The sequence below is a fragment of the Acetobacterium sp. MES1 genome (assembly GCF_002237635.1).
Lineage (GTDB): Bacteria > Bacillota > Clostridia > Eubacteriales > Eubacteriaceae > Acetobacterium > Acetobacterium wieringae.
In genome coordinates, this window is sequence record NZ_MJUY01000023.1 from 30265 (window position 1) to 39763 (window position 9499).

Here is a 9499-nt window from a genome sequence, read left to right on the forward strand (position 1 = left end):
CTCTTTCTGAAAGAGTGCTAACAACATTGTAAGTAACTTTATTAAAAGTGTCAACACTTTTAATGATTTTTTAAGGCTGAATGACTGCTTTGGGGTAAGTAACTATTCCCATAAAAAATACCCGGACAAGCATTGTTGCCGGGTATCTTTTGTTTAGCAGGATCTTATAATTTAAATTCGGTGGTGAAACGTCGGATCGCTTCTTCAGTGTTTTCTTTGCTGCCGAAAGCGGTTAGTCGGAAATAGCCTTCACCGCTGGGACCAAAGCCCACCCCAGGAGTTCCGACAATGTTGACCTCGGTGAGGAGTTTGTCAAAGAAGCTCCATGAATCCATGCCCTCTGGCGTTTTCAGCCAGATATAGGGAGCATTGACACCGCCAAAAACTTCAATGCCAGTACTGGCAACCCCTTCACGGATCATCTTGGCGTTATTCATATAGTATGCCACCAGAGCCTTAATCTGCGCTTGACCGGCTTCGGTATACACCGCTTCAGCGCCTTTTTGAATGATGTAGGGCACACCATTGAATTTAGTACAGTGGCGACGGTTCCATAGTTTATTGATTTCAACCGGCTCCCCGGCTTCAGTGTAGCCCATCACTTCTTTGGGCACCACCACATAGGAGCAACGGGTTCCGGTGAAGCCAGCATTTTTTGAGAAGCTACGGAATTCAATGGCAACCGCTTTGGCACCTTCGATCTCATAGATACTATGAGGGACATCATCTTCCTGAATATAGGCTTCATAAGCTGCGTCATACAGAATAATGGCCTGGTTAGCTTTGGCATAATCCACCCACTTTTTCAGTTCGGTTTTATTAATGGTGGTGCCAGTCGGGTTATTGGGAAAACAAAGATAGATCAGATCCACCTTTTCGGTTGGTAATTGGGGAACAAAGCCATTTTCAGCGGTACAGGGAATGTAGACCATGTCGCTCCATTTGCCATCGGCCCCTAAGGTACCACTGCGACCAGCCATAACGTTGCTGTCGACATAGACCGGGTATACCGGATCGGTGATAGCAATTCTGGTATTCTGACTGAAGATTTCCTGAAAATTGGCAGTGTCGCTTTTGGAACCGTCACTGACAAAGATTTCGTCCACCGCCAGTTCAACGCCCCGGGCTTTAAAATCAAACTCGATAATTTTTTCCAGCAGGAAATCATAGCCCTGTTCTGGGCCATAGCCCTTAAATGTCTTTTCGCTGGCCATTTCGTCAACTGCGCTATGTAAGCCGGTGATGACTGCTTCGGGTAGCGGTTTCGTCACATCACCAATCCCCAATCGAATGATGTTTGCCTCCGGATTGGCCGCTTTATAAGCTTCCACCCGTCGTGCGATTTCTGAAAATAGGTAGGATCCAGGTAGTTTTAGATAATTTTCATTAATTAATGCCATTTTATTTTTTTCCTTTCGTTATCGTCTCTTGATAATTTAATAAAGTCCTCTTGAAAGAACCGTACCGACAAATGTTAATCTGTTGTATGCTGCAGGATCGAACAGGTCAATGACCTGTTCGCCCTGATGCATACAACATGATGTAACATTTTTAGGTACTCAGTTTTTTTAATATTAGTGTTACTATTTAAAACTACTTTTTCCACTTGGAAAAATCCAGGGTGGCGAAATAGTCCGCTGGGGTTTCAGCCCGACGGATCAGTTCGGTGCTGCCATCTTCTTTTAGCAGTACTTCTGCAGAACGCAGCTTGCCGTTGTAGTTGTAGCCCATGGCAAAACCGTGGGCCCCAGTATCGTGAAGAACCACCAGATCACCGATATCAATTTTAGGAAGCTTGCGGTCGATGGCGAACTTGTCGTTATTTTCACATAAGCCCCCGGTGACATCGTAAACGTGATCCAAGGGGGCATCTTCCTTACCCATCACGGTGATGTGATGATAGGCCCCATACATGGCCGGTCGCATCAGGTTGGCCGCACAGGCATCAAGACCAATATATTCTTTGTGGGTATGTTTTTCATGGAGGGCAGTGGTAATCAGATGACCAAATGGTCCCAGTACAAAACGGCCGAGTTCAGTGTAGATGGCAATATCGCCCATGCCAGCCGGTACCAGTATTTCTTCAAAGGCTTTTTGAACGCCCCGGCCGACTTCATAAATATCGGTGGGTTGCTGATCGGGCAGATAGGGAATCCCAACCCCACCGGACAGGTTGATAAAGGCAATGTGAGCCCCCGTTTCCTGATTCAGCTCCACCGCCGTCTGAAACAGAATCCGGGCCAAAGCCGGATAGTATTCATTGGCAATGGTGTTGCTGGCTAAAAAAGCATGAATTCCAAAATGCTTAACGCCTTTATCTTTTAAGATCGCAAATCCTTCTGACATCTGTTCCCGGGTGAAACCATATTTAGCCACCTGGGGAGTATCCATAATGGCGTTATCGATAACAAAGTCGCCACCGGGATTAAAGCGGCAGCTGATCGTTTCCGGCAGTCCTGCCACCTCTTCCAGAAAGTCAATATGGGTAATATCATCCAGGGTAATCAGGGCATTAAGCTTTCGTGCTAAAACAAAATCTTCCCGAGGCGTCACATTGGAGGTAAACATGATATCCTCACCAGCAAAACCAACTGTATCTGACATCATCAGTTCCGTATAGGATGAGCAGTCAACCCCACAGCCTTCTTCTTTTAATATCTGCAAAATAGTCGGGTTGGGCGTCGCTTTGACGGCAAAGTATTCTTTATAACCCTTATTCCAGGAAAATGCCTCCTGGAGGTTACGAACATTTTCGCGGATACCTTTTTCATCATACAGATGGAATGGAGTTGGGTATTGTTTGACAATTGCTTCTAACTTTTCTTTGTTAACAAACGTTTTTTTCATATTATTGATTTCCTTTCGTCATTTCAATCAGCTTTATTTCATTTTTCATGGCGTCTTTAAACAAATCCACCAGATTCTGTTTCCGGGAATAAAGGCAGGTGGAATACTCGCCATTATTGATATCTCCGGTAAGGACATTGGTGGAATCGGCAATCAGCCGAATCTGCTGGAGCGGTTGATCGGAACGATGGATAATCGTTCCTGCCAGCTCCCAGCTACCATTAGTGATGATCACCATCTTGATACCCCGGTCAATCGCTGCTTTTATATCCGGGGTTACGGTTTCCAGAATCTGACCGGGTACCGAAATGTATACCCGCTCCCGGGCTTCCAGAATCATATTGCGCAGTTTATTAAGGATATTCCCTTCTCCTTTGATGGTGATATAACCTTCCACCGCATCCCGTTTGCGGGGAATGGTATCAATCAGCTCCTGCCTGGCAGCCTGGAGCTTTCGAATCTTATTGTCACAGAATTCAGAAATAGCTACCGGGGTATAACGGATGGTTGCTTCCTCGATCACGTAAGCCCCCCCTTTTTCCACCAGGGACGCCAGCGAGGTATAGGCATTGGATCTTGAGATACCGGTCGTCTTGGCCACCTCATACCCGTTCAAATCGCCTTCGGACAGCAGGGTTAAATAAATCACCGCCTCATGGCGGGTCAGCCCAAATTGTGTCAATCGTTCAACTATTTCCATAATCATCAGTCCTTATTACTAGTCTGTTGGCACTTTTACCATAACACTTTAATCACCAGTTCCGTTTTTTAACGTGTGTAATATATAGTGTTCCTACTTAGTAAGTCTACACTAGTTTTGTTTAGCTGTCAAGAATGATTATAAAAAAACTGCATGTAAAATTCATGCAGTTAACTCGGTTCGTTTATTTTTAAGGCCCAACATATTGATCGTTGGCAAAGGTGCCCGCATAGATGGTTCCGTCAGCCATGGTCAGCGTACCTTTTCCATGCATCATGCCTTCTTTAAACTCCCCCACATAGGTGTTGCCCTGATCCGTCTTGGTTCCGTAACCATCCAGCTTGCCATACTTCCATTCGCCCTGAAATTTTGTTCCCTCATATCCAGTGGCTGTCCCCTGGCCATGCAGCTTGCCATCCTTCCATTCGCCTTCATAGATCACATTCTCAGAATACTCAAACTTGCCGTAACCGTTCGGCATGCCATTTTTCCATTCTCCGGTATAGACGCCACCACCAAAAGTATGGGTGCGAACGCAACCACTGGTTATCAACAGCAGACCTGACACCATTAATAACGTAACTAATCTTGAAATCATCTTTGTGCTCATTTGTTCCCCCTATTTTTTTGCATCCTTTTCTGCTGTCTCAGCTAATCAAGAATTATGATTTCATTATATCGCATCGAGAGCAGTTAATAAATATTAAAACGGCTCGTTGGGTAATAATTTACACATTTTTCTGATCAACCAAATAGATGAAGTCACCCAAGCAGTCAGCTGCCGATCAAAAACAGCGTTCGAATTAATACCATATACAGTCCCGTTCCGGCAGCAATGCTTAAAAAAACATTATTTCTGAGGCAATGAACAATAATCACCGCAGCCACACTTAATAGCTCTGCTAATCCATAGGGATAAGCAGTCAAAATCGTATTTCGCAAACAAAAAACCACCAATATAATCATGATTGCTGCCGGTAAAACCGTTCCCAGATAGCTGACCGTATCTGGTAATTTTTTTTTGCCGCCAAAAAACAGGAACGGCAGTGCTCGGGTAAAAATCGTTACCAGCGCTACCACTGCCAATGCTTCGATGGTGCTGATCCAGTTAGTATTCATAGATGATCTCCTCTTCCCCGTCAATTGACGCTGGCTTACACTCTTTTACCGGTTGCATTTTTTGTCCAGCTGTTAATCTCGGTTTCATCATAATCAGCACCAGCACACTGAGGGTTAAGGCTGGCAAAATAAACTGATTGGGGCCCAGAATAGTATAAAATACCACGGCGCTGATTAACCCGGTAAGAGCTGGCCAGTGTGAATTCATCGACTTCCACTGATTCATGCAGACGGTAATAAAAAAAGCCGTCGCAGAAAATTCGATTCCAGTCAGATCATAGGGGATCAACTGTCCAAATAGAGCCCCTGCCAGACAGCTTAAAATCCAGACCAGATGCAGAATCAGGGTTATATAGAAATCACTCTGCCGGGCATCCACATCCACTGGATATTTAATATTACACAGGATGGAGTACACCTCATCAGTCAAGGTTACAACCATATATGGATACTTTCGTCCCATCTTCCGGAATCGCTCAATAAAGGCAAGACCATAAAAAATATGCCGGGCATTGACAAAAAAAGTCATCATCGCAATGGTACCCAGTGAAGCGCCAGCGGTAAGCAGCGAAACCATCACGATCTGCATCGATCCGGCATAAATAAAAAGACCCGAAATGAGTGACCACCCCGCGGTATAACCCGCCTCATCCATCAAAACGCCAAAAGCGATCCCAATAAACAAATATGGAAACAGTACAGGAATTGTTTGTTTAAAGGCAAAAATAAAACTCTTCATGAGACACTCCCTTACTATTTAGTACGATTTTTGCTTTATTTTAACACGCAAAAATACGCCATACAATAAATTAAATGTATGGCGTACAAATTAACCGCAATCATCCAGAAGGTTTTTTAATATGATCAGTCCCTGTTCCAATTCAGCCAGGGTTTCCGGAGCACAGACCGACATCCGGACTGCCCGACTGGGGATACTATTGCCGACGGTAAATCGCTCGGCACCGTAAACTCGAACCCCCTGCTCCATTGCCAGCGCCTCAAAAACAGATCCGGTTATCGTCCCAGGCAACTCCAGCCACCGAAAGATGCTGGTTTCGTCGCCGTGACAGAGATAGTCGCTGAGGTTGCGATTTACCAATTGATTGCGCTGTCTGGCATTTTGCTGATGGCTTTTAATAAATTGATCCAGCTGGCCCGAGACAATAACCCGGGCTGCCAGCACGGCCATTAGCGGCGAAACGGAGATATTGAGGTTATACAAAGCCTTTGATACTTGTTTGCGGTAAGCCTGGGGCACCGACAGATAGGCCATCCGTAAACCGGGTGCCAGGGTTTTTGACATACTGGCGATATAAATGGTCTGCTCCGGAGCAAAGGATGCCACGGCTGGCCGGGCATTTTCTGCCAGTAAATGATAGGCCCCGTCCTCGATGATAAAAATATTCTGCTCTCTGGCAATCTCTGCCAACGCACGACGACGGTCAATGGACATCGTATGAGTGGTGGGATTGTGATGATCCGGAATCAGATAAATCCCCTTAATGTTTTCATTGCGACAGCTATCCATCAGTGCATCACCATCCATTTCCCCATCACGATGACGAATGGGAATCAGCTGTATCCCCAACATTGAAGCAGTCGTTTTAAGCCCGGAATAGGTGTGGGGATCAGCTCCGATTTTGTCACCATGACGGCATAGTCCAGCCAGAATGGCTGATATGGCGTTTTGACCACCGTTGGAAAACAAGATGTTTGCCGGTGCTGGACAAAATCCTCCTTTTTCCATCAGCTTCACTGCCGTATCTTTCAACCAGATATTTGCGTTGGGTCGGCTGTAATTAAATAGTTTATCGGCATCAGCTTCGTTAAGCATATCTTTCAAACAACCAATGAGTGGCGAAAAGGTGGCTGTATCCGGAAAAACTGCGCCCAACTCAATCAGATTCCGGGGTTTATCATCTGGCAGCAGATAAGCATTAGCCAGGGCATCGAAGGACACAAAGGTGCCACTCCCGACAGTAGCACTGAGGAGCCCTTTTAACTCACAAACCTTGCAGGCCTTGGAGACGGTGCTGACATTAATATCCAGAAAATCTGCCAGTTCCCGCTGCGGTGGCAGCTTTGTTCCCGGTAAGAGCTTCCCGGTTTTGATGTCTTGCTCCATTTGCCGGGCCAGGGAGAGGTGCAAGGGTTTTACCTGATGATTCAGGACGGGTTTCCAGGACATTGGATAATCTTCAAATGAATTAACTGGCATGGCTCTAACTCCTTTAAAACACTATTTTTCCCATTCTATCGAAAACCCCTGCAAACGTCAAGTTGGCAGGGGTTTTCTGGTTTAATCAAATCATGTTAATTTTTAATCATGATTTTTAATTCTTCGCAAGTTTTTTTAAGATCTCTAGTCATAGCCTCGAGGTCTTCCACTTTTTCATCTGGAAATGCCTCACTCATCTCTACCCCAGGAATAGCCAGCAAATTATCCAGTTCATCATGGATGTCGCCCAGATTATCCTTTAGTTTATTGATCTGATTTTTTAAATCAATCCGTTCTTTGATTCCGTCCACCGTCAAAGCATCGTCATCCAGGCTGTATTCGGATACATCCTCAACCACCGTACAGTCAAAACCCAAGATTCTTTTTACCGTATCGGCAAAGGTCTTTTTGGCTGTTTCTTCCCCGTGCACCAGGAATATTTTTTTTGGTTTCTCTTTAAATCCTGACAGCCACTTCAGCAGATCATTTTTATCGGCATGGGCTGAGAATCCTTCCAGAAAATATATTTCGGCACTGACATGAATACGTTCACGGAGAATGCGAACGTACTTTTCACCACTGATAATTGCCCGTCCGGTGGTGCCTTCTGCCTGATAGCCGACAAAAATAATGCTGGATTTCGGTTTCCAGAGATAGTGTTTCAGATGATGTCGAACCCGACCAGCATCAGCCATTCCGCTGGAAGAAATAATGACCTTCGGTGAAGCATTCTCATTGAGGGCCTTGGACTGATCGATGCTCTTTGTAAAATTGAGATTTCTGAAATAAAAAAGCTCCTCACCATTTTTGATCCGCTCTTTGATTGCTTCATTGAAATAATGGGCATTTTTCCGGAAAATGGCCGTGGCATCAGTGGCCAAAGGGCTGTCAATATAGACGTTTACTTTGTCCAACTGATTCTGATGAAAGTCATGGTGGTCATAAAACAGTTCCAGTTCATGAATCAGATCCTGGGTTCTCCCCAGCGCAAAGGCCGGTACGACCACCGTCCCCCCCCGGGCCACTGTTTTAAAAATAATTTCCAGAAACCGCTTACCACTTTCCTGTTGTGTTTCATGGGCACGATCGCCGTAAGTCGTTTCCATAATCAGATAATCGGCCGCTGCAATCAGGGTCGGATTATTGAGCATTCGCTGGTTAACGGCTCCAATATCCCCAGAATAAACCAGCTTGGTGGTTTTTCCACCGTCCTCAATCCACATTTCGATGATGGCAGCACCCAATATATGGCCAGCTTCATTGAGACGAATCTTGATTTGGGAATTAATCTCAAAACATTGCCCATATGCTACCGGAAAGAAATACTGGGAGCAGCGGGCCGCATCTTCCTCGGTGTACAGCGGTTGAACCTGTCGCTGTCCGGAACGGCTTGTTCGTTTATTAATCCATTTCGCATCCATTTCGTGAATAGTGCCGCTGTCCTGAAGCATGATATCGGCTATTTCGGCGGTTGCCCCGGTACAGTAAATTCTCCCGGTAAATCCCTGTTTAACCAGCAACGGAATCCGGCCGCAATGATCCACATGAGCATGACTTAATAGTATAAAATCAATCTCAGCCGGATCAAAATCAAAGGCCTGATAGTTTAATTCTTCCAGTGCTTCACTACCCTGAAACAAACCGCAGTCCATGAGAAATTTACTGTGATCGGTCGTCACCAGATGACAGGAACCAGTGACAGACATCGCCGCTCCTAAAAATTTTATTTTCATTTTCTTACTCCTGTTCGTGTAATTTCCAATTCAAGCAGGTCGTATTTTAAACAATGGAGTGTTATCATAAAAGTGCAGTCCCAAATTGCAAGGAAATGAGGTAAAATAAAAATAAAAAGGACTGACTAATGATGAAAAAAGTATATAGTGCCGAAGAACGCTATGAAGCGTTAAAATTGGCAAATGAGATCGGCAACAAAGCAGCTGCAGAGAGGTTAGGTATAAAGCTCGATACCTTGTACACGTGGATCAGCAAAGCTAAAACCGGAAAGGTTGGTTTTTGTGATAATCCAGGGAATACCCCAATAACAGATCCCAACCGTTTAAAACAGCTCGAAAAAGAGCTTCGGGAAGCCAGAGAAGAGATTGAGATTCTTCAGGATGCGCTTGGTTTTTTTGTCAAGCGCCGAAAGAAATAGCGAAACAGCAGCGTATGTCATATATTTCCGACCGCCGGGACCGTTGGCCGGTTGCCCTGCTCTGTCGTACGCTTGGTGTCAGCGAATCGGGTTACTATAAATTTCTGCGTTCAAAAAGCAAACCGGATAAGCACGCAAATCTTTTGGCGCAAATCTATGAGTTAATTCAGGAAGATGAAGAAAACGCCAATTATGGTGTTCGACGTATTTATGATTATCTTCGATTAAATCGGGACTATCATGGGAGTTTAAGGACAATCTACCGCATCTGCAAAGAAAATAATCTGATGATCCGCATGAAGCGTAAACCCAATGGGATCACGAAAGCCGATGCCGAAGCGCAAAAGTCTGAAAACCTCATCAAACAGGATTTCACAGCGGAAGCGCCGAATCAAAAATGGCTTACTGATATTACAGAAATCCCCTGTAAAGATGGAAAACTTTATCTGGCACCCATTTTCGA

At 45.0% G+C, this 9499-nt stretch carries 10 protein-coding genes; 2 read left to right on the forward strand and 8 right to left on the reverse strand.

Annotation, left to right across the window (positions count from 1 at the left end; translation table 11 throughout):
* Positions 1-164: 164 nt before the first annotated feature.
* The 8 genes from BI182_RS08190 to BI182_RS08225 form a co-directional block, all read right to left on the reverse strand.
* Positions 165-1400 carry an LL-diaminopimelate aminotransferase gene (locus BI182_RS08190; RefSeq protein ID WP_286806780.1) on the reverse strand — a complete coding sequence of 412 codons (1236 nt, stop codon included), beginning with the start codon at positions 1398-1400 and terminating at the stop codon, positions 165-167.
* 193 nt (positions 1401-1593) lie between these two features.
* Complete coding sequence (locus tag BI182_RS08195; RefSeq protein ID WP_070369473.1) at positions 1594-2847, reverse strand: diaminopimelate decarboxylase; 1254 nt, start codon at positions 2845-2847, stop codon at positions 1594-1596.
* Between the two features lies 1 nt (position 2848).
* Positions 2849-3547 carry a TrmB family transcriptional regulator gene (locus BI182_RS08200; protein ID WP_148636491.1) on the reverse strand — a complete coding sequence of 233 codons (699 nt, stop codon included), beginning with the start codon at positions 3545-3547 and terminating at the stop codon, positions 2849-2851.
* 190 nt (positions 3548-3737) lie between these two features.
* Entirely contained in the window at positions 3738-4157 is a 420-nt protein-coding gene (locus BI182_RS08205) for an MORN repeat-containing protein (protein ID WP_286806784.1), read from the reverse strand.
* Between the two features lie 164 nt (positions 4158-4321).
* Positions 4322-4666, reverse strand: coding sequence for a branched-chain amino acid transporter permease (locus BI182_RS08210; RefSeq protein ID WP_070369471.1), 345 nt, complete (start codon positions 4664-4666; stop codon positions 4322-4324).
* On the reverse strand, positions 4656-5405 hold the full coding sequence (locus tag BI182_RS08215; protein WP_148636489.1) for an AzlC family ABC transporter permease: 750 nt from the start codon (positions 5403-5405) through the stop codon (positions 4656-4658). The genes BI182_RS08210 and BI182_RS08215 overlap by 11 nt, the downstream gene beginning before the upstream one ends.
* Positions 5406-5495: 90 nt before the next feature.
* Positions 5496-6884 (reverse strand): aminotransferase-like domain-containing protein, encoded by a 1389-nt coding sequence (locus BI182_RS08220; protein WP_286806787.1) that lies wholly within the window; start codon positions 6882-6884, stop codon positions 5496-5498.
* A 95-nt stretch (positions 6885-6979) separates the two neighbouring features.
* The gene (locus tag BI182_RS08225; RefSeq protein WP_286806788.1) at positions 6980-8617 is read right to left on the reverse strand and encodes an MBL fold metallo-hydrolase RNA specificity domain-containing protein; all 1638 of its coding nucleotides are present in this window, start codon (positions 8615-8617) and stop codon (positions 6980-6982) included.
* Positions 8618-8745: 128 nt separating this feature from the next.
* Here BI182_RS08225 and BI182_RS08230 point away from each other — a divergent pair, with 128 nt between their 5' ends.
* Together BI182_RS08230 and BI182_RS08235 are read left to right on the forward strand one after the other, a co-directional pair.
* On the forward strand, positions 8746-9036 hold the full coding sequence (locus tag BI182_RS08230) for a transposase (RefSeq protein WP_286806790.1): 291 nt from the start codon (positions 8746-8748) through the stop codon (positions 9034-9036).
* Positions 9037-9050: 14 nt separating this feature from the next.
* On the forward strand, positions 9051-9499 hold a 449-nt coding region (locus BI182_RS08235), incomplete at its 3' end, for an IS3 family transposase (RefSeq protein ID WP_286806792.1).

What these genes read in the sequence shown, in the direction of transcription:
- BI182_RS08190 (WP_286806780.1), bottom strand. Translation starts at nt 1,400, where the DNA reads ATGGCATTAATTAATGAAAATTATCTAAAACTACCTGGATCCTACCTA.
- BI182_RS08200 (WP_148636491.1), bottom strand. Translation starts at nt 3,547, where the DNA reads ATGGAAATAGTTGAACGATTGACACAATTTGGGCTGACCCGCCATGAG.
- BI182_RS08220 (WP_286806787.1), bottom strand. Translation starts at nt 6,884, where the DNA reads ATGCCAGTTAATTCATTTGAAGATTATCCAATGTCCTGGAAACCCGTC.
- BI182_RS08195 (WP_070369473.1), bottom strand. Translation starts at nt 2,847, where the DNA reads ATGAAAAAAACGTTTGTTAACAAAGAAAAGTTAGAAGCAATTGTCAAA.
- BI182_RS08215 (WP_148636489.1), bottom strand. Translation starts at nt 5,405, where the DNA reads ATGAAGAGTTTTATTTTTGCCTTTAAACAAACAATTCCTGTACTGTTT.
- BI182_RS08230 (WP_286806790.1), top strand. Translation starts at nt 8,746, where the DNA reads ATGATGAAAAAAGTATATAGTGCCGAAGAACGCTATGAAGCGTTAAAA.
- BI182_RS08205 (WP_286806784.1), bottom strand. Translation starts at nt 4,157, where the DNA reads ATGAGCACAAAGATGATTTCAAGATTAGTTACGTTATTAATGGTGTCA.
- BI182_RS08210 (WP_070369471.1), bottom strand. Translation starts at nt 4,666, where the DNA reads ATGAATACTAACTGGATCAGCACCATCGAAGCATTGGCAGTGGTAGCG.
- BI182_RS08225 (WP_286806788.1), bottom strand. Translation starts at nt 8,617, where the DNA reads ATGAAAATAAAATTTTTAGGAGCGGCGATGTCTGTCACTGGTTCCTGT.